Consider the following 20,117-nt stretch of genomic DNA (forward strand, 5'->3'; position numbering starts at 1 on the left):
CCGGCCGCTGGCCGGCAACCTCATCCTCTTCGGCGCCCTGCTGGATGCCGGCCAGCGGCCGGCATTACCCGTTACGTTGGATCAACCGCGCGCCGCCCACCACACGCGCAGCAGGGTGCGCACCGGGGTGGCTTCGATCGGCTTGCCCGCGGCCTGCGCCGCCAGGCGCGCACGCGCCAGGCTGGACCACACGCGGCGCGCGCGCGGGCCGGGCACGCGGGTGCCCCACCCCTTCAACAGGTGCTGCGCCCAGCGCTGCGCGGCCGTACTGGAATCTTCATCCAGCAGGCTGCGCGGCACACCGGCCACGCCGGCATCCTGCAGGCGCTGGGCCAGGGTCTGCAGCTGCACCGCACGACCGGCACCGGTGCGCGGCTTGTCAGCGAACAGCGCCACTTCCACCGCAGCCACGGCGTCAGCGTAATGGGCCAGCGCGCGCTCGGCACCGGCCACGTCCAATGCAACGGTGCGCGCCTCGACCAGGTCCGGCAGCGCCTCGGCCAGCTGCGCCCACGGCGCACGCACCGGCTCCAGCAGGCGGCCCAGCGGGTGGCGCGAACGGTGTGCCGCCCAGCTGCGCAGTTCCTCGCCCCACCACGCCAGCTTGGCGTCGGCCGGCAGCGGATCGCCGCTGGTGTTGAGCATGTCGTCGAACTCCTGCAGCAGCGCAAACCACGCCACTGCCAGCTCGCGTTGTGATTCGGCCACGAACGGGGCGGCCACCGACCATTCCGGCCAACGGCTGCGCCACTTGTCGAGGAAACTGTCCAGCGCGGTACTGCTCACTACGGGGTTCCTTACGGCTGGGCCGGGGCTGCCGGCCGGGTCGGCCAGAGACTGGCCAGTTGCAGAAGTTCGGCGTTCTCGACCAGCACGTCGGCCTGCCAGGCCAGCGGGTCGTCACTGTGCAGGCGGTAGCCCCACAGCGCCGCCACCGACGGCATCGCGGCCGCGCGTGCGGCGATGATGTCACGCTCGTCGTCCCCCACGTAGACGCAGTCCTCGGCGGCAACGGCAATCGCCTGCGCGGCGTGCAGCAGCGGCAGCGGATGCGGCTTGCGCTCGGACAGGCTGTCACCGCCCACCAGCACGGCGCAACGCTGCTGCCAGCCGTGCTGCGGCAGGATCAGGCGTGCCAGGTACTCGGGCTTGTTGGTGACGATGCCCCACACCGTGCCGGCGTCATCCAGCGCGGCGAGCATGCCGGCCACGCCATCGAACAGCACCGCGTGCTGGCCGATCAGCGCTTCGTAGCGCTGCAGGAATTCCGGGATCAGCGCATCGCGCGCGGCGGCATCCAGGTCCGGGAAGGCGGCCCCGACCATCGCACGCGAGCCCTTGGAGACCACCGGGCGCAGCACCGCCGGATCGACCGGTGCACGGCCGCGTTCGGCCAGCATCGCGTTGCAGGTGGCGACGAAATCCGGTGCGCTGTCCAGCAGGGTGCCGTCCAGGTCGAACAGCACCGCGCGCGGAAAGCCGGCGGCGGTCATGCCGGCTTGACCGCGTAGGCCAGGTAGTTGATGTCGGTGCGGCTGCTCAGGCGGGCATGGTTGCGCCACGGCTCGTAGGCCATGCCGCTGACGTCCACCAGCTGCAGGTCGGCTTCGCGCAGCCAGCGCGCCAGCTCGGCCGGCTTGATGAATTCCTGGTAGTGGTGGGTGCCCTTGGGCAGCAGCCGGGCCACGTACTCGGCGCCGACGATCGCCACCGCGAACGCGGCGGCGGTGCGGTTGATGGTCGACAGGAACAGATGCCCGCCCGGCTTCAGCAGGCGCTTGCAGGCCTCGATGATCGCGCCGGGATCGGGCACGTGCTCGAGCATTTCCATGCAGGTCACCACGTCGAAGCTGGCGGGCTGCTCGGCGGCCAGATCCTCGGCCGCCTGCACGCGGTAATCGACCTGGGCGCCGCTTTCCAGCGCATGCAGTCGCGCGACCTTGACCAGTTCCGGGGCCAGGTCGATGGCCGTGACGTCGGCACCGGCCTGGGCCAGCGCTTCACTCAGCAGGCCACCACCGCAGCCGATGTCGAGCACGCGCGCGCCACGCAGCGGCACGCGGTCGGCCACGTACTGCAGGCGCACCGGGTTCAACGCATGCAGCGGCTTCTGCGGGCCGTCGGCATCCCACCAGCGGTTGGCCAGTGCGGCGAACTTGTCCAGCTCGGCCTGATCGAAATTGGAGGAAGCGTGGGGGGCAGTCATGGGGGATGTCCTTGCGGCGCCAGGGATCAGGCGCGGATATGGCGGATGCGCTCGCGCCACTGGCGCGCGTTGGCGATGATGCCCGGCAGGTCCATGCCGACCAGTTCGCGCTGCACCAGCTTCGGCTTGCCGGCAATCCAGACGTCGCTGACCTGCTGGCGGCCGGTGGCGTACACCAGCTGCGACAGCACGTTGTGCAGCGGCTGGGTTTCCAGCGCAGACAGGTCGACGCAGACCAGGTCGGCCTGCTTGCCGACTTCGATCGAACCGATGCGGTCACCGAAGCCCAGCGCGCGGGCACCGCCCAGCGTGGACGCGCGCAGCGTGGTCGCCGCGTCCAGCGCGGTGGCGTCGTCGGCCACGGCCTTGGCCAGGATCGCCGCAGTGCGGTTCTCGCTGAACATGTCCAGGTCGTTGTTGCTGGCGCAGCCATCGGTGCCGATCGCCAGGTTCACGCCTGCGCGCTGCAGGGCACAGGCCGGGCAGAAACCGGACGCCAGCTTCAGGTTCGATTCCGGGCAATGCACCACGCTGACGCCACGCTCGGCGCACAGGTGGATTTCCGCATCGGTCAGCTGGGTCATGTGCACCGCGATCAGGCGGTCGTTGACCAGGCCGAGCCGATCCAGCCGCGCCAGCGGGCGCTGGCCGTGCAGCTTGATCGAATCGTTGATTTCCTGCACGGTCTCGTGGGTGTGCAGGTGCACCTGCATGTCGAGCTGGTCGGACAGCATCCGCACCCGCTCGAAGTTGGCATCGTTGACCGTGTACGGCGCATGCGGCGCGAACGCGGTGCCGATCAGCGGATCGGTGCGCCACTGATCGTGCAGTTCGCCGGCCTTGGCGAAGTACTCGTCGTCGGTCTTGGCCCAGGCGGTGGGGAAATCGATGATGACCGCACCGACCAGCGCGCGGAACCCGTGCTTCTTGTAGACCGCGGCCTGCACGTCGCCGAAGAAGTAGTTCTCGTTGGCGCAGGTGGTGCCACCGCGCAGCATCTCGGCGATGGCCAGGGTGGTGCCGTCGGCGACGAACTCAGGACCGATCACGGCCGCTTCCACCGGCCAGATGTGCTGCTGCAGCCAGGTCATCAGCGGCAGGTCGTCGGCGACGCCGCGCAGCAGGGTCATCGGGTTGTGCGTGTGCGCGTTGACCAGGCCCGGCATCAGCGCGGCCTCGGGGCGGCTGACCACCTGCGCAGCGCGGAAGCGTGCGCGTGCTTCCGCACGCGGCAGGATGGCGACGATCTCGCTGCCACGCACGGCAACGGCGTGGTCTTCCAGCACCACCGCATGCGGCTCGATCGGAACGACATAACCGGCTTCGATGAGCAGGTCGCAGGCTTCGGGGAGGTGCGGGCTATCGCTCATGCGGGCTCACTGGCTGGGGGGCGGCGAGGTACTTCTGGGGACACGCCCCTGAGTCAGGGGCTGCCGCGAAGCGGCGGGGTCTGGAGACTCGTGAAGCGGGGCCCATGATCTGCCGAAGCAGATCACGGGAGCGCCAGCGCGAATGCGCTGGCGCGTACCCGGCCAGCGGCCGGCACTACCGTAAGGTCGGCCCATGGCCGGAACCTTACTTGACGCGTGCGGAGTATTCGCCCGAACGGGTATCGACGCGGATCACTTCGTCCTGGTTGACGAACAGCGGCACGCGCACCACGGCGCCGGTTTCCAGGGTCGCCGGCTTGCCGCCGCCGCCCGAGGTGTCGCCACGGACGCCCGGATCGGTTTCGGTGATCTTCAGCTCGACGAAGTTCGGCGGCTGCACGAAGATCGGCTCGCCATTCCACAGGGTGACCACGCAGGACTCTTCGCCCTTCAGCCACTTCTCGGCGCCGCCCATGCCGGCCTTGGTGGCCTGGACCTGCTCGAAGGATTCCGGGTCCATGAAGTGCCAGTATTCGCCGTCGCTGTACATGAAGTTCATGTCGGTATCGACGACGTCGGCTGCATCCAGCGAGTCGGTCGACTTCATGGTGACTTCCTGGGTACGGCCGTCCTTGATCAGGCGGTACTTCACGCGGGTGAAGGCCTGGCCCTTGCCCGGCTTGACGTATTCGGTGTCGATGATGACGGCCGGTTGGTTGTTGACCAGGATCTTCATCCCGTTCTTGACGTCGTTCATGCCGTAGCTGGCCATGCGTAAACTCCTGTGTGGCAAAAACGCCGCGGGTGCGGCGAGCCGTTAGAATGGAAAGCCCACCGGATGCCGGTGGGCGACTGTTTTTCTGCCCCCATGATAACCGCAGGCCCCCTCTCCATGCAGCTTTCCGCCTTCCCCCGGCCCCAGTCGCCCGGTGCGCCCGCGCGCTGGCAGCAGCTCTGGCGCCAGGCGCTGCGCGACCCGCACGCCCTGCTGGCCCGGCTGCAGCTGGACCCGGCGGCACTGGGCGTCTCCGAAGCGGCCATGGCCCAGTTCGCGCTGCGCGTTCCGGAGGGCTTCGTGGCCCGCATGCGCCCCGGCGACGCGGCCGATCCGCTGCTGCGCCAGGTGCTGCCGATCGACGAGGAAATGCGTCCGGCGCCCGGGTTCAGCTTCGATGCGGTGGGCGATGGTGCAGCCAGGAAGGCCACCGGCGTCATCCAGAAGTACCGCGGCCGCGCCCTGCTGGTCGCCACCGGCAGCTGCGCCATCAACTGCCGCTACTGCTTCCGCCGCCATTTCGACTATGCCGCGGAGAACGCCGCCAAGGGCGGCTGGCAGGAAGCGGTGGCCGCCATCGCAGGCGATCCGGACATCGACGAGGTGATCCTGTCTGGCGGCGACCCGCTGTCGCTGGCCACGCACAAGCTGGTCGAGCTGACCGACGCCCTGCGCGCCATCCCGCATATCCGTCGCCTGCGCATCCACACCCGGCTGCCGATCGTGCTGCCGGAACGCGTGGACGATGAACTGGTCTCCTGGCTGGGCAGCCTGCCGTGGCCGCTGGCGATCGTGGTGCATGCCAACCACGCCAATGAGTTCGATGCCAGCGTGAACGCGGCGATGGCCCGCCTGCGCGGCCTGGGTGCCCAGCTGCTGAACCAGGCGGTGTTGCTGCGCGGGGTCAATGACAGCGTGCAGGCCCTGCACGACCTGAGCGAGCGCAGCTTCGCCGCCGGCGTGCTGCCGTACTACCTGCACCAGCTGGACCGGGTCGAAGGCGTGGCCCACTTCGAAGTGGACGATGCCCGGGCCAAGGCGCTGATTGCCGGCCTGACCGCACGCCTGTCCGGTTACCTGATTCCCAAGCTGGTGCGCGAACTGCCCGGCGATCCGAGCAAGCGCCCGGTGTAATTCCGCAGGGGGTCAGATCCCTTTTCCTGCGGAATAGGGATCTGACCCCGACACAACAACCGTCGGTCAGAGGCCCGATTCGATCATCCGCACCACTTCGGTGGCGGTCACCGGGTGGCTGAGCCAGTAGCCCTGGCCGAGGTCGCAACCGCGCTGCGCCAGCAGTTCGTACTGCGCCTGCTGCTCGATGCCCTCGGCCACCACGGTGATGCCCAGCGCGTGGGCCATGGCGATGATCGCCGTGGTCAGGGCCAGGTCGTCGGGATCGCGCTGCATGTCGGCCACGAAACTCTTGTCGATCTTCACGCCGTCAACGGGAACCTGGCGCAGGTGGCTGAGCCCGGAGAAGCCGGTGCCGAAATCGTCCAGCCAGACCTTCACGCCGGTGCGGTGCAGCTTGTCCAGCAGCTGCGCGGCGACCATCTCGTCACCGATCACCGCGGTTTCGGTCAGCTCCAGATGCAGGCGCGACGCCGGCAGCCCGGACTCATGCAGGCATTGCGCGACCAGTGCCGGCAGTTCACCGCCGCGCAGCTGGCGTGGCGACACGTTCACCGAGACGAACAGGTCGTCGCCGGCCGCGCCACGCGGCCACTGCGCGGCCTCCATGCACGCCGCGCGCAGCACCTTCGGGCCGATGATCTCGATCAACCCGCTCTGCTCGGCCACTTCGATGAACACCGACGGCGGAATCGTGCCCAGGGTCGGATGCTGCCAGCGCAGCAGCACCTCGACACCGACCATCCGCCGGTCGCGCATGCGGAAGATCGGCTGGTAGGCCAGGCGCAGCTCGCCGCGCTCCCAGGCCCCGCGCAGCTCCTGCTCCATGTGCACGCGGCGCTCGACCGCATGGTCCATCGCCCGGCTGTAGTAGCGATAGCAGTTCTTGCCGGCCATCTTCGCCTGGTACATGGCGATGTCGCCGTTCTTCAGCAGCGTGGTGGCATCGGCCGCGTCGTCCGGGAACAGGGTCACGCCGATCGAGGTCCCCAGGAACAGCTCCCTGCCCTGCACCACCAGCGGTTTGCCCAACTCGCGCACCAGCACCTCGGCCAGCAGGCGCGCGTTCGCGGCCACATCGCCCTCGCCGACCAGGATCACGAACTCGTCGCCGCCGAAGCGCGCCAGCAGTGCCTCGTCGCCACCGGCTTCGGTCACCGCGCGACCGATGCGCTGCGCGAACTGCAGCAGGGCTTCGTCACCGGCCTCATGGCCGAGGGTGTCATTGACGCGCTTGAAATCATCGATATCGGCAAACAGCAGGCCCAGCCGATGATTGGACGCGCGCGCCGCCATCAGGCGATGGTCCAGCGCCTCGCGAAACGCCAACCGGTTGGTCAGCCCGGTCAGCGCGTCGGTATAGGCCATGCGCCGCACCTCGCGGTCATGCCGGGCGATGGCGTCGCGCATGCGGGCAAAACCACGCACCAGCTCGCCGACCTCGTCATTGCGGGTGTTCTCGGCCAGCGGCGCCTGGTAGTCGCCCGCCTCGATGCGGCGCGCCGCCGCGGCCAGGTCCCGGATCGGCGCGACCAGGGTACGCTGCACGTACACGATCACCGCCACCCCGATCACCACCAGCAGGCCCAGCATCAGCAGCAGCCAGCCCAGGTGGCGGCTGCCGACCTGCTGCAGGCGTTCGCCGAGGGTGGCATTGGCCGCCTGCTCGCGCTGCTGCACCTCGTCCAGCGCCATGCCGACCCGCACGCCACCGATGCGCTGGTTGCCGACCATGATCGGCATGGTGTTGTCCAGCACCTTGGGCGACTCCTGCACCACCAGCGCCTGCGCCCCTGCGGCCTTCGGGGCCAGCGGGTCGGTCATCGGCTGGCCGAAGCCGGAGACTTCGATCGAGCCGTCATGCACCAGCCGCCCACGCTCGTCAAACACCAGCACATAGCGCACGACCGGCTGCCGTGCCGTGCCGCGCACCAGCGCACCGACCTGGTCCAGGTCGCGGTAGTACAGCGGATTGGCCAGTGCATCGGACAGCTCGCGCGCCATGGCCTCGCCACGGCTGCGCACGCTGCGGTCGAACAGTTCATGGATGACGCCGCCGCTGAGGTTGCGCACCTCGCCCTGCATCGCCGCCTGCCGCCCCAGCAGCACCGCCAGGATCGCCACCACCACGACCATCGCCCCGCCCATCGCGAGCAGGAACCGGGCCTGCATTCCCGAGCCGAGCCACTTCATTCCACTTCCATCCGCACGCGCGTCAATCCTTGTTTCAATTCATCCAGCCGCTGCTGCGCATGCGCATCGACGCGGTGGAAACCCGAAGTGCCGAAAAACCGATGCAACGCCCCCTGCGCCTGCGGGTCGCTGGCCGCCTGCAGCAGGACATCCCGCAGCCGCTCACGCACCGCCGGATCGAGGTCGGCGCGGACCATCTCCACCGCCCGCGGGTAGGGTTCGGTGCGCAGCAGCTCGCGGAAGTCGCGCCGGAATGCCGCTGGCACCCGTCGCTCGTCGTTCCAGTCCACGCTGCTCACCGCCCCTGCCTCGACCATGCCCTTGTGCACGAACGTGGCGATGTTCAACTCGCTCCGCGCGAACACGTACCCCACACTGTCCCGGCCCGGCACGTCCCACACGCCGGCCAGGATCTGCGGCGCCAGCCCCTGCTGCAGCAGCGTCATCACCGGCACCAGGTAGGCGCTGGTCGACGCTGTGTTCTGCAGCGCCAGGCGATGCCCGCGCAGCCCCTGGAGCTGCTGGATCGGACTGTCGCGGCGCACGAAGAACACCGTCTGGTACTGGCGCACGCCATTGCGCTCGGTCAGCAGCAGCGGCCGTGCGCCACTGCGCTGGCCCAGCGCCACTGCCGTGCCCGACGTTTCCGTGACCCAGTCGACCCGGCCCCGCCGCAGATAGCTGGCCATCTGCTGTGGATCGCGTGCCATCAGGATCCGTCCTTCGGTGATGCCGACGTCATGCATGCGTGCCACCACATAGTCCAGCAAGGGCTGCAGCTGCTCGTAATGCGCCTGCGGATCATCACTGATCCGGCCCAGCACCAGCACCGGATCCGGTGCTGCATGCACCGTCCCGGCCAGCAGGATCATCACCAGGCTCAGCAGTCCCCTCTGCACTGCCCTTCGCAGACCCGACACAGGCTTCATCCCCCCTGGGTATCCGGACAGACTACCCGAAAAAATGAGAACGTCGTCAGCTGTCCTTGTTGCCCGCCTGCGCCAGTCGCGCCATGCGCTGGGTGTCGGCGAGGATGCCGCGCAACAGGCGCACTTCCTGCTCGCTCGGCTCGCTGCGCAGGAACAGCCGGCGCAGCTTGCGCATCGCCGATTCCGGGGCCCGGCCCTTGTGGAAATCGATCTCGTCCAGCGTGTCGCCAAGCTGGGCGAAGAAGCTCTCCATCTGCTCGTGGCTGGCCGCCTGTTCGCGGAAGCCCGGTTCGGCCCCGGCCGCCGGCTGCGCGCCCAGCAGCTGCATGCGCGTTTCGTAGGCCAGCACCTGCACCGCGGCCGCCAGATTGAGCGAGCTGAACGCCGGGTCGGAGGGGATATGCACCGCCGCGTGGCAGAGCTGCAGCTCTTCGTTGGTCAGCCCGGTGCGCTCTCGGCCGAACACCAGCGCCACCTCGGCCCCCTCGCCCGCCTTGGTTACCGCCCGGGCGGCGGCATCGGCCGGCAGGTACTCCTCCAGCTGCACGCGGCGGGCACGGGCGGTACAGCCCAGCACCAGGCGGCAATCGGCCACGGCCTCGGCCAGGGTGGCCACCACCGGGGCGTCGCCGAGCACGTCCTCGGCACCGGCCGAGCGGCGGAAGGCCTCCTCGTCCAGCGGTTTTTCGGGGGCAACCAGGACCAGGCGGGCCAGGCCCATGGTCTTCAGCGCACGGGCGGCGGCGCCCATGTTGCCGGGGTGCTGGGTACCGACCAGGACGAATCGGAGGCGGGTGGCGGCGGGAAACTGGGACATGAACAGGGAAAAGGTCGAGCTGGACGATGACCAATGGTAAACTGTGCGGCCGGCCACTGCGCCGGACCCGCTCTTTTCCCCCGCCAGTCCATCTCTTCTGCCTTTCCGGGAGCCCACGCCATGCAGAAACCCGCCGTCACCGTCATGGTCAAGGCCGCCCGCCTCGCCGGCAACGTCCTGTTGCGCAACATCAACAAGCTCGAGGCACTGAACGTGGTGCAGAAGGGCCGGATGGACTACGCCAGCGAAGTGGATGCGGACGCGGAAAAGGTGATCGTCAAGGAACTCAAGCGCGCCTACCCGGACTACGGCATCTTCGGTGAGGAAGGTGGCGTGCAGGGCGAGCGCCGCCAGATGTGGGTCATCGACCCGCTGGACGGCACCAGCAACTACCTGCGCGGCGTGCCGCACTACTGCGTGTCGATCGCGCTGGTCGAGAACGGCGAGCCGACCGACGCGGTCATCTTCGACCCGCTGCGCAATGAACTTTTCACTGCCAGCCGCGGCGCCGGTGCCGTGCTCAACGACCGCCGCATCCGCGTGGCCGAGCGCAAGGACCTGGAAGGCACCATGATCCACACCGGCTTCGCCCCGCGCGAGCGCAGCCGCGCCAGTGCCCAGCTGAAGGCGGTCGACGCCCTGCTGGTGCACGGCGAGGACATCCGCCGCACCGGCTCGGCTGCGCTGGACCTGGCCTACGTGGCCTGCGGCCGCGCCGACGCCTACTTCGAAGCCGGCGTGAAGGCCTGGGACATCGCTGCCGGCCTGCTGCTGGTCCGCGAGGCGGGCGGCAAGGTCTGCGACTTCAAGGGCGCGACCCTGGGCCGCATGGACAACCGTGGTCCGGAGACCCACCAGATCGTGGCCGGCAACCTGAAGGTGGCCGAGTCGCTGCAGAAGGTGCTGGTGAACACTGGCTACGCGGCGGAGTTCGACGCGAAGTTCTGAGATTCCGTGTAAAGCGGTTCATGGAGACGGCACCTGCGAGGGTGCCGTTTTCGTTTGCGCGGACGGAGAGTCGTTTCCGCGACCGCGGAGGGGTGTCACTTTCTTTGCGCGCAAAGAAAGTAACCAAAGAAACGCTCCGCCAGCCGCGAGCCGTCGCTACGCGACGGTTCCCTGTGCTTCTCGGAGAATCAGGGGACGGCGCCGAACTCGCTGCGCTCAAACACCGGCGCCTCTTCGCCCCTGATTCCCCTGCGATGCTCGGCTCGCTCAAGGCGGACTGGAAGGTCAAGATCAACAGCAAGAGCATCCACGCATGGCGCGGATCTACTGGGGGCAGCTTTTGCCTTTGACGTTGGGTCCGCCTTGAGCGAGCCGAGCACCGCAGGTCCGGCGAGGGCGAAGAGGTGCGGGTGTCTGAGCGCAGCGAGTTCTCGCACCGTCCCTCGACGGACCGAGGAGCGCAGGATACCGGCGTGCGCAGCACGTCGGCTCGCGCCCCGGCGGCGTGTTTCTTTGGTTACTTTCTTTGCACGAGCAAAGAAAGTGACACCCCTCCGCGGTCGCGGAAATGACTCTCGCCGGGTCGTACCCGGCGCCACCCATGCGTGGGCGCGCAAACAAGAACGCCCGGCACGGAGCCGGGCGCCTCTCACTCCTCTGCAAGCCGAGGCTTACGCCACCGTCGACGCCCGCAGCGCGGCAATGCGCTCTTCCAGCGGCGGATGGCTCATGAACAGCTTCTTGGCCGTCGAACCGGAAATGCCGAAGGCGGCGATCTGGGTCGGCAGCGTGCTCTGGCCGTGGTTCAGCTGCAGGCGCTCCAGCGCGGCGATCATCTTCTGGCGGCCGGCCAGCGAGGCACCGCCAGCATCGGCGCGGAACTCGCGGTGGCGCGAGAACCACATCGAGATCATGGTGGCGAACAGACCGAACACCATCTCCAGCACGAACACGATGATGTAGTAGGCGAAGCCACGGCCGCCGCCTTCGCGGTTGCCCGACAGCGCGCTGTCGATGATGCCGCCGACCACGCGGGCCAGCACGATCACGAAGGTGTTCAACACGCCCTGCAGCAGCGCCATGGTGATCATGTCGCCGTTGGCGACGTGGGCGATCTCGTGGCCCAGGACCGCTTCGGCCTCGTCCTCGCTCATGTTGTGCAGCAGGCCGGTGGACACCGCCACCAGCGCGTTGTTGCGGTTGGCGCCGGTGGCGAAGGCGTTGATCTCCGGGCCGTCATAGACCGCCACTTCCGGCATGCCGATGCCGGCCGCCTTGGCTTGGCGCTCGACGGTGGCCAGCAGCCAGCGTTCGGTCGGGTTGCGCGGTTCGGTGATCACCACCGCGCCGGTGGAGCGCTTGGCCATCCACTTGGACAGCAGCAGCGAGATGAAGGAGCCACCGAAGCCGAAGATCGCGGCCATCACCAACAGGCCGCTCATCTGGCTTGGATTGACCCCGAGCAACGACATCACGATGCTGGCGAGAATCAGGACCGCGAAGTTGGTCGCCAGGAACAGGGCAATGCGGGTAAACATGGGAAAATCCGGCTCGGAAGGGGTCGATACCGATCAATTTGCGGCGTGGTCAGCTTGAATTCAAGCGCCAACCTGACCGACGATTCAGCCAGCATGACCTCCCCCATTCCCTGCGGTCGTTTCGCGCCCTCACCGACCGGCCTGCTCCACCCCGGATCCCTGCTCGCCGCCTTCGGCAGCTGGCTGCTCGCGCGCCATCATGGCGGCCTGTGGCGGCTGCGCATCGAAGACGTCGATCCGCCGCGCACCGTGCCCGGGGCCGCCGCGTCACAACTGCAGGCGCTGGCCGCGTTCGGCCTCGCCCACGACGGCCCGGTCCTGTGGCAGAGCGCGCGTGGCCAGGCCTACCAGGCTGCGCTGGACGTACTGCTGGCCAGCGATCTGGCCTTCATCTGCCACTGCAGCCGCAGCGAGCTGGCCGCCAACGGCGGCATCCATCACCGCTGCATTGCGCGGCAACCGCGACCGGACCCTGCCGTCCGCTTCCGCGTGCCCCCGGGCAGCGTCGTGCACTTCGATGATGGCCTGCGTGGCCCGCAGCGACAGGACGTGCATGCCGAAGTCGGCGATTTCGTGCTGCGCCGCGCCGACGGTTGCTGGGCCTACCAGTTGGCCGTGGTGGTCGATGACGCCGCGCAGGGCGTGAACGAAGTGGTGCGCGGCGCCGACCTGCTCGACTCCACAGCGCGGCAGATCCTGTTGCAGCAGGCATTGGGGCTGGCGGTGCCGCGCTACTGGCACCTGCCGCTGCTGCTCGATGCCACCGGCCACAAACTGTCCAAGTCGCTGGCATCGCTGCCGGTGGACAGCACACAGCCGGTGCCGGTACTGCGCGCGCTCTGGCAGCTGCTGGGCCAGGCACCGGAAGCACTGCAGCATGCGCACGACCTGGACACGCTGCTGGCCACGGCCCGGCGGCGTTTCGACCCGGCGCGGCTGCCGCGCACCGACATCCTGATGGGAACGGGCCTGCCGCCGGCCGGCGCACTTTCCGCGCCGATGTTGCAGAATCCCCCTTCCCCCACCTGATACCCGGACAGCACTCCATGACATCTCGCGTCGCACTGGTCACCGGCGGAACCGGCGGCATCGGTACCGCCATCTGCCAACGCCTGGCCGACCAGGGCCACCGGGTCGCCACCAACTACCGCGACGAGGCCAAGGCCCGCGCCTGGCAGCAGGCAATGACCGAGCGCGGCTACCACGTGGCGATCTTCCCGGGCGATGTCTCCGATCCGGACAGTGCCGAAGCACTGGTGCGCGCGGTCGAGGCCGAGCTGGGCCCGGTCGAGATCCTGGTCAACAACGCCGGCATCACCCGCGACACCACGTTCCACCGCATGCGCGCGGACCAGTGGCACGATGTGATCAACACCAACCTCAACTCGGTGTTCAACGTCACCCGCCCGGTCATCGAGGGCATGCGCCGCCGCGGCTGGGGCCGGGTCATCCAGATCAGCTCGATCAACGGCCTGAAGGGCCAGTACGGCCAGGCCAACTACGCGGCGGCCAAGGCCGGGATGCACGGCTTCACCATCTCGCTTGCCCGCGAGAACGCCGGCTTCGGCATCACCGTCAACACCATTTCGCCCGGCTACGTGGCCACCGACATGGTGATGGCGGTTCCGGAGGACGTGCGCGCCAAGATCATCGCCGACATCCCGACCGGGCGCCTCGGCAAGCCCGAGGAAATCGCCTATGGCGTGTCCTTCCTGGTGGCCGACGAAGCCTCGTGGATCACCGGCAGCAACCTGGACATCAACGGCGGCCACCACATGGGCTGGTAAGCCGCGCAGGGGGCCTGGCGGCCACTGCTGCCGGCCCCTGCCACAGGCCATGCTGCGCAGCACGCAAACCCTTGCTGCGCAACATGATCGAACCTGAAAGCCAAGCCTGGCGGGGGCTGGGGCGGTTGCAACGGCTGCTGCACTGCGCCATGCTGCGCACCTACTGTGACGAGTGACCGCTTCAATGGCTGCGACCCGCATCATCAAGAAGTATCCGAACCGCCGTCTCTACGACACCGAGATCTCCAGCTACATCACCATCGAGGACGTGCGCCAGCTGATCCTGGACGGCGAGGACTTCGAAGTCCGCGACGCCAAGAGCGGCGACGACCTCACCCGTTCGGTCCTGCTGCAGATCATCGCCGACCAGGAGCAGGACGGCGAACCGATGCTGTCCACCCAGCTGCTGAGCCAGCTGATCCGCTTCTATGGCGATTCCCTGCAGGGCTTCATGGGCAACTACCTGGAGCGCAGCATGCAGGTCTTCCTCGACCAGCAGCAGCAGTTCCGCCAGCAGATGGGCAACCTGCTGGGCCAGACCCCGTGGGCGATGATGAACCAGCTGACCGAGCGCAACCTGGAGCTGTGGCAGGAATTCCAGCGCAGCATGGGCAGCGGCTTCGGTGGCCCGCGCCCGGGCGGCACCGGAACCGGAACCGGCAACAAGCCCGGCGAACCGGGCACCGGCACCGGCGGCAAGACCCGCCGCTGAGCTGCAGCACCGGCGGGAACGAAAACGGCGCGCCCCTGGCGCGCCGTTTTGCTTGGAACCACGCCAACGATGCGTCAGCGTTTCGCCCTGCACGCGGTACACACCCGCTCGACCTTGTAGCCCTTCGCCTTCAGCTTCTCGACCACGCCATCACTGCCCAGCAGGTGCAGCGTGCCGACCACCACCAGCGTACCGCCCTGCCCGGCCTGCAGGTACGGCTGCAGCTTGGGTATCCAGGCATCATTGCGCCCGGTGTTGATGCGCTGGTACAGCTGCGGATACTGCTGGCGCATTTCGGCGGCCATCTTGGTCCACAGCAGGCGCTCGTCGCCGCGGCGCCATGCATCATGCAGCAGCCGCGCCTGCTCATCGGCCTTGCCGGCCTGGTCCAGCGCTTCGGCCAGCATCTGCCGCTGCTCCTGCACGGTCATCCCGTCGAGCATGCCGATCTGGGTATCGATGTCCTCCAGGCCCGCCGTCTTGCGGCCCGTCTTCTGCGCACGCTCCATGAAGTGGCGGTCCAGGCCCAGCGCCGGGTCCAGGCCCAGCTTCTGCATCTGCCCGACCGAAATGCTCAGGCCGACGAACCAGGGCTTCATGCCCTGCATCTGCGCCAGCGGCAACTGGTTCTGGGCAGCGAAGGCCTGCAGCTTCTGCCAGGTCGCCGCATCCAGATCACGCTTGAGCTCGCTGCCATCGGTGCGGGTCGCGGCCTGCACCATGCGGCTGGCCAGCTGTGGCGACTGCATGTCTTCCGGCGACAGCTCGAACACCACCCGCTGCGAGGCCTCGAACGCCTGTTCGACATCGGGCGACAGCGGGTAGTCCTGCGGTTTCAGCAGGTGGAACGACCCCAGCAGGTACACGCGCGCATCGCCCGGGCCGGTGACTTTCCACAACAGCGGCACGGGCGGCTTGGCCGCCGTTGCGGTCGCGGCCGCCGCGGGGGCGGCCTGGGCATCGCGGGCGGCGGCCAGGGGGGCGACCGCGCAGGCCGCCAGTAGCAGCGCGGCACGGAACAGGTGTTTGATCGGCATCGTCAGCCTTCTCCTTCAGGCAGGTGGTACGCCTTTTCGCCCGCTTCCACGCGCAGGTCCAGCCGGTTTTTCGGCGGTGCCAGCGGACAGGTGGCGTAGGCGGTGAACGCGCACGGCGGGTTGTAGGCATGGTTGAAATCGATGCGCAGCGTGCCGTCGGCGGCGGGTGCATCGGTATCCAGGTAGCGACCGGCCGGATAACTGCCGTGGCCGCTGGTGCGGTCGGCGAAGATCAGGAACAGCGGCTGCCCGGGCGCACCGATGGCTTCCAGGCGCCAGCTGCGACCGTCGCGCTCGAACTCGACCGCGCCAGCGTTGGGCATCTCGGTGGTCAAGCCGGTGATGTCGACGATGGGGATCGTCTTGCCCGGCGGATGCGCGATGAAGCGCGCCTGCACCTGCCAGTCCGCCCCGCCCGGCCAATACTGCAGGCCGGCAAAATCACGGCGCGCCGCCGCATCGGCGTGCTTGACCCGCAGCGCATCACGCGGCCCGCGACGGATGATGCTGAGCTGGCCCTTGCCGCCATCGAACGCCAGCAGTGTCGGCTGCGCGTCCTTGTCGGTGTCGACGCGGATGCGGCCGCGCACCGGCTGGCCCTCATGGCTGACGTCGACGCCGGTCTCTGGCGTGAACCACCACTGCGTGCCCTCGCGGCGCAGCAGGCCCAGCTTGTCCGGTCCGACCGCCAGGCGGATGCCATTGGTCGCGCCGCTGCCGACGAAGTGCGACGTGTTCTGCAGCCAGTGCAGGCCCACCAGCGCCGTCCAGCCATCGGGCCGGGTCAGGTCCTGGTAGCGCGCCACGCGCCATTGCTGCTGCGCGGCCGCGTAGGCCGGATCTTCAGTGACCGCTGGCGCCGGCGGCGGCGCCGGGCTGCAGGCGGCCAACATCCAGGCGGCCAGCAGGCCCGCCATTCCCCGATAACGCATCGATGCTCCCCTCAACGTCCGCGCAGGAACCAGCGGTCGATCTCCGCCAGCGAAAAACGGGCCCAGGTGGGCCGGCCGTGGTTGCACTGGCCGGACCGCTCGGTGATCTCCATGTCGCGCAGCAGCGCGTTCATTTCCGGCACGGTCAGGCGCCGGTTGGCGCGCACCGCGCCATGGCAGGCCATGGTCGACAGCAGTTCGTCGCGGGCACTGGCCACGCGGCGGCTCTGCCCATGCTCTCGCAGGTCGGTCAGCACGTCGCGCAGCAGCCCTTCCGGTTCGGCATGCGCCAGCAGCGCCGGAATGCTGCGCACATGCAGCGAACCGGGGCCGGCACGGGTCACCTCGAAGCCGAGCGCCGCCAGGGTTTCGGCTTCGCTTTCGGCGGTATCCGCCTCGCGCTCGCCCACCGCCAGGGTGATCGGCACCAGCAGCGGCTGCGACTGCAGGCCGATGCCATCGTGCGCGTTCTTCAGGCGCTCGTAGCCGATGCGTTCGTGGGCCGCATGCATGTCGACCACGATCAGGCCTTCGGCGTTCTCGGCCAGGATGTAGATGCCGTGCAGCTGCGCGATCGCATAGCCCAGCGGCGGCACGCCCGCGTCGGCGCTGGTCACCGGCAACCCGTTCTCGCTCGGCATCGGCGGCAGTGCCACTGCACGTTCGGCGCCTGCCGGCGTGGCATACAGCGCCGCATAGGCGGCCGGCGCGTCGGCCACCTGCAGGCCCAGCGGCTGCTGCGGTCGCCATCCGGAAAAGCCACCACCGCCTCCACCGGAGCCAGCCCCGGGTGCCGGGCCGCGCACCAGCCCGAAAGCGGAGGCGCCCGATGCGGAGGCGCCCGATGCGGTGGGCACGGCCGTGGCATCCACCGGCTGCGCAGCACCGGCACCGATCTCCTGCGCCGACATGCCAGCGCGGGTATCGGCCAGTGCATCCTTCAACGTGCGATAGACGAAGTCATGGACCAGCCGCGAATCGCGGAAGCGCACCTCGTGCTTGGCCGGATGCACGTTGACATCGACGCGGGTCGGGTCCAGCTCGAGGAACAGCACATAGGCCGGCTGGCGGCCGTGGTACAGCACGTCGCCGTAGGCCATCTTCACCGCGTGGGCCACGCTGCGGTCACGCACCGAACGGCCGTTGACATACAGGTACTGCTGGTCGGCGCTGGCGCGCGAATAGTGCGGCTGCGCGATCCAGCCGTGCAGGCGCAGGCCGGCGCCGCTGTGGTCCACGCGCACCGCCTGGTTGGCGAAATCCTCGCCCAGCGTTTCGGCAAGGCGCGCGTCGGAATACAGATCGCCCGGTTTGTAGCGGCGCGAGGCCTTGCCGTTGTGCGACACGCGCAGTTCGACATCCGGCCGCGCCAGCGCCAGCGAACGCAGCCACTCTTCGATATGGCCCAGTTCGGTGCGCTCGGCGCGCAGGAACTTGCGCCGCGCCGGCACGTTGTAGAACAGCTCGCGCACTTCCACGGTGGTGCCCGGCGCATGCGCGCGGGGCGTCACCTCGCCGATCTTGCCGCCTTCGATCTGCAACGCCGAGCCGTGCTCGTCGTGCGCGCGGCGCGAGCACAGGGTGAAGCGGCTGACCGACGCGATCGACGGCAGCGCTTCACCCCGGAAGCCGAGCGTGGCCACCGATTCGAGATCGTCCAGGTCGGCGATCTTGCTGGTGGCATGCCGCGACACCGCCAGCGGCAGTTGTTCTGGCGCGATGCCGCTGCCGTTGTCGCGGATGCGGATCAGGCGCACGCCGCCCTCTTCAAGATCGATATCAACGCGGCTGGCGCCCGCGTCGATCGCGTTCTCGACCAGCTCCTTGACCACCGACGCGGGCCGTTCGACCACTTCGCCAGCGGCGATCTGGTTGATCAGGATGTCCGGCAACGGCCGGATCGGACGCGGACCGGGCGCACTCATGGGTGGTGATGGGCAGCAGACTTCATGGGTCGATGATAGCGGAGGCTGCGCATGTAGAGTCGACTGCTCTTCGCCGGGCACCGCCCCCGCGCTGCGCGCGTCGTCGACTGACAGTCGACGCTACAGAAAGCAGTAACCCGCCTTCGGCGGGTTACTTGCTGCCGCCGGCCATGGTGCCGGCCGCGTCGATCTCGGCCTGGGCGCGGGCGGCATACAGCGTACCCGGCGGCGGCTGCCGGCTGAAGAAGGTGTGCACGCCATCCAGCACGGCGCCCGCGACCTTGCGCTGGTAGGCCGGGTCCATCAGGCGGCGCTCTTCATCCGGATTGGAGATGAACGCGGTTTCCACCAGCATCGCCGGCATGTCCGACGTGCGCAGCACGGCGAAGTTGGCGCGCTCGATGTTCGGCTTGTGGTTGTTGCCGATCCGCTTCAGGCCACCCAGCACATGACCGGCCGCGTCTTCCGACGCCTTCATGTAGCCGCTCTGCGCCAGATCCAGCAGCACGTTGGCCAGGGTGCCCTCGGTCTGCTGCAGGCGCACGCCGCCGACCAGGTCGGCCGCGTTTTCCTTGTCGGCCAGCCAGCGGGCGCGCTGCGAAGACGCACCCTTGGTCGACAGCACGTAGACCGACGAGCCGGTGGCGGATCGGTTCTCGGCCGCATCGGCGTGGATCGAGATGAAGATGTCGGCCTTGTTGGCGCGCGCCTTCTGCGCACGCATCGGCAGCGGAATGAACACGTCGCTGTCGCGCGTCAGGTAGGCCTTCAGGCCCGGCGTGGCGTTGACCTGCCGGGCCAGTTCGCGCGCCACCGCCAGGGTGACGTCTTTCTCACGCTTGCCGGTCGGGCCGATCGCGCCCGGGTCCTGGCCACCGTGACCGGGATCGATCGCCACCACCAGGTGGCGCATGCCCGGCTGCATGCGGATGCGCGAGGCATCGCTGGGCATGGCCGGACGCGGCGGCTCGACCGGCGTCGGCGCCGGTGCCGGAACCGTGGACGGCGGCGTGGTTACCACCGCAGCGGTGCGCTGGCCGGCGAGGATCGCCGCCGGGGACGACGAAGGGCTGCTGCTGGCCGTGACCCCGGCCGCAGCGACCTGGGCCGGCGCGGTGGACGGTGCCGGCGTCGGCGTGGCCGGTGCGGCGGCCGTGGCGCTGGCCTGCTGCTGGACCTGCGCGGTCAGCAGGGCGGTGGCACGCGCGGCATCGGTACGCGACGAAGCGTTGGCAACCGGGCTGGACGCGGCCGGAGCGGGTGCGGGCGCAGCCCCCGCAGCAGGCGCCTGCGAGTGCACGGCCGGCGTTGCCGCCGGGCGGCTGGCGGCCACGGACGGGCCATCACCCGGCCATTCGATCACCAGCTTGGATTCATTGCCCTCGCGCTGCATCTGCGGGCGGAACGGGGCCACCGATTCGGCGAGGTCGAAGACGACACGGAACGTCCCCGGAACCGGCTGTCCGGTACGCACCGCCGTGACCACGCCTTGCGCGGCCGGCATCTTCAGGTTGCGTATCGCGCTGGAGTCGGGGAAATCGACCACCAGGCGGTTCGGGCTGGCCAGCGACAGGGTCTTGTAGCCGCCACTGCCCACCAGCGAGATCTCCGCGCGGGTGCCGGTGGCGCCGGTATTCAGCAGCACCTGGCGGACTTCGCCCGCCCACGCACTGACGCTCGCCAGACCCAGTCCGACGGCGGCACAGATGGCGATGAGACGGTTCCCCGGGCGCATGGCTCAGGATTCAATCACCGCGCTGAACGGAATGCAACACCTTTTTCCTTAATAATCCGTAACCTGCCGATGTTTGTTC

18 protein-coding genes are annotated in these 20,117 nt (G+C 68.8%); 5 read left to right on the forward strand and 13 right to left on the reverse strand.

Going from position 1 to position 20,117, the window contains the following annotated elements; all coding sequences use genetic code 11:
• Positions 1–81: 81 nt before the first annotated feature.
• The 5 genes from AC5P9I_RS01195 to efp all read right to left on the reverse strand — a co-directional run bounded on the left by AC5P9I_RS01195 (position 82) and on the right by efp (position 4,348).
• Entirely contained in the window at positions 82–786 is a 705-nt protein-coding gene (locus AC5P9I_RS01195; protein WP_049468111.1) for an isoprenoid biosynthesis enzyme family protein, read from the reverse strand.
• A gap of 11 nt (positions 787–797) precedes the next feature.
• Positions 798–1,493: a phosphoglycolate phosphatase gene (locus tag AC5P9I_RS01200; RefSeq protein ID WP_130767869.1), complete on the reverse strand. Its 696-nt coding sequence runs from the start codon at positions 1,491–1,493 to the stop codon at positions 798–800.
• Positions 1,490–2,206: a bifunctional 2-polyprenyl-6-hydroxyphenol methylase/3-demethylubiquinol 3-O-methyltransferase UbiG gene (gene ubiG / locus AC5P9I_RS01205; protein ID WP_032956138.1), complete on the reverse strand. Its 717-nt coding sequence runs from the start codon at positions 2,204–2,206 to the stop codon at positions 1,490–1,492. Before ubiG ends, AC5P9I_RS01200 begins: the two co-directional genes overlap by 4 nt.
• Positions 2,207–2,232: 26 nt before the next feature.
• Complete coding sequence (locus AC5P9I_RS01210; protein WP_130767868.1) at positions 2,233–3,576, reverse strand: TRZ/ATZ family hydrolase; 1,344 nt, start codon at positions 3,574–3,576, stop codon at positions 2,233–2,235.
• 205 nt (positions 3,577–3,781) lie between these two features.
• Positions 3,782–4,348, reverse strand: coding sequence for an elongation factor P (gene efp, locus AC5P9I_RS01215; RefSeq protein ID WP_005410381.1), 567 nt, complete (start codon positions 4,346–4,348; stop codon positions 3,782–3,784).
• A gap of 120 nt (positions 4,349–4,468) precedes the next feature.
• Between efp and epmB the strand changes: the two genes are divergently transcribed.
• A complete protein-coding gene (epmB, locus tag AC5P9I_RS01220) occupies positions 4,469–5,485 on the forward strand; it encodes an EF-P beta-lysylation protein EpmB (protein WP_187756666.1) in 1,017 nt (338 codons plus the stop codon).
• Between the two features lie 66 nt (positions 5,486–5,551).
• Here the strand turns inward: epmB and AC5P9I_RS01225 are convergent, their stop codons facing one another.
• The 3 genes from AC5P9I_RS01225 to AC5P9I_RS01235 form a co-directional block, all read right to left on the reverse strand.
• Entirely contained in the window at positions 5,552–7,678 is a 2,127-nt protein-coding gene (locus AC5P9I_RS01225; protein ID WP_049468098.1) for a putative bifunctional diguanylate cyclase/phosphodiesterase, read from the reverse strand.
• Positions 7,675–8,550 (reverse strand): phosphate/phosphite/phosphonate ABC transporter substrate-binding protein, encoded by an 876-nt coding sequence (locus tag AC5P9I_RS01230; RefSeq protein ID WP_049468096.1) that lies wholly within the window; start codon positions 8,548–8,550, stop codon positions 7,675–7,677. Before AC5P9I_RS01230 ends, AC5P9I_RS01225 begins: the two co-directional genes overlap by 4 nt.
• 103 nt (positions 8,551–8,653) lie before the next feature.
• Positions 8,654–9,424, reverse strand: a complete 771-nt coding sequence (locus AC5P9I_RS01235) for an RNA methyltransferase (RefSeq protein WP_049468094.1) — start codon at positions 9,422–9,424, stop codon at positions 8,654–8,656.
• A 120-nt stretch (positions 9,425–9,544) separates the two neighbouring features.
• On the opposite strand from AC5P9I_RS01235, the gene AC5P9I_RS01240 reads away from it, so the two are divergent.
• Positions 9,545–10,372, forward strand: coding sequence for an inositol monophosphatase family protein (locus tag AC5P9I_RS01240; RefSeq protein WP_049468091.1), 828 nt, complete (start codon positions 9,545–9,547; stop codon positions 10,370–10,372).
• A gap of 671 nt (positions 10,373–11,043) precedes the next feature.
• Here the strand turns inward: AC5P9I_RS01240 and htpX are convergent.
• Positions 11,044–11,910: a protease HtpX gene (gene htpX, locus AC5P9I_RS01245; RefSeq protein ID WP_049466767.1), complete on the reverse strand. Its 867-nt coding sequence runs from the start codon at positions 11,908–11,910 to the stop codon at positions 11,044–11,046.
• A gap of 93 nt (positions 11,911–12,003) precedes the next feature.
• Between htpX and gluQRS the strand changes: the two genes are divergently transcribed.
• The 3 genes from gluQRS to phaR all read left to right on the forward strand — a co-directional run bounded on the left by gluQRS (position 12,004) and on the right by phaR (position 14,409).
• Entirely contained in the window at positions 12,004–12,939 is a 936-nt protein-coding gene (gene gluQRS / locus AC5P9I_RS01250; protein ID WP_049466765.1) for a tRNA glutamyl-Q(34) synthetase GluQRS, read from the forward strand.
• A 17-nt stretch (positions 12,940–12,956) separates the two neighbouring features.
• Complete coding sequence (locus tag AC5P9I_RS01255) at positions 12,957–13,697, forward strand: beta-ketoacyl-ACP reductase (protein ID WP_049466763.1); 741 nt, start codon at positions 12,957–12,959, stop codon at positions 13,695–13,697.
• Positions 13,698–13,881: 184 nt separating this feature from the next.
• Entirely contained in the window at positions 13,882–14,409 is a 528-nt protein-coding gene (gene phaR, locus AC5P9I_RS01260) for a polyhydroxyalkanoate synthesis repressor PhaR (RefSeq protein WP_049466761.1), read from the forward strand.
• Between the two features lie 74 nt (positions 14,410–14,483).
• Here the strand turns inward: phaR and AC5P9I_RS01265 are convergent, their stop codons facing one another.
• The 4 genes from AC5P9I_RS01265 to AC5P9I_RS01280 all read right to left on the reverse strand — a co-directional run bounded on the left by AC5P9I_RS01265 (position 14,484) and on the right by AC5P9I_RS01280 (position 20,038).
• Positions 14,484–15,446, reverse strand: coding sequence for a TraB/GumN family protein (locus AC5P9I_RS01265; protein ID WP_049466760.1), 963 nt, complete (start codon positions 15,444–15,446; stop codon positions 14,484–14,486).
• Between the two features lie 2 nt (positions 15,447–15,448).
• Positions 15,449–16,378, reverse strand: a complete 930-nt coding sequence (locus tag AC5P9I_RS01270; protein ID WP_049466758.1) for a DUF1684 domain-containing protein — start codon at positions 16,376–16,378, stop codon at positions 15,449–15,451.
• Positions 16,379–16,389: 11 nt separating this feature from the next.
• A complete protein-coding gene (gene mutL, locus AC5P9I_RS01275; RefSeq protein WP_049466756.1) occupies positions 16,390–18,303 on the reverse strand; it encodes a DNA mismatch repair endonuclease MutL in 1,914 nt (637 codons plus the stop codon).
• Positions 18,304–18,454: 151 nt separating this feature from the next.
• Positions 18,455–20,038, reverse strand: coding sequence for an N-acetylmuramoyl-L-alanine amidase (locus AC5P9I_RS01280; RefSeq protein WP_049466754.1), 1,584 nt, complete (start codon positions 20,036–20,038; stop codon positions 18,455–18,457).
• Positions 20,039–20,117 lie beyond the last annotated feature (79 nt).

The organism is Stenotrophomonas sp. YJH_SMC_29, from assembly GCF_059371235.1.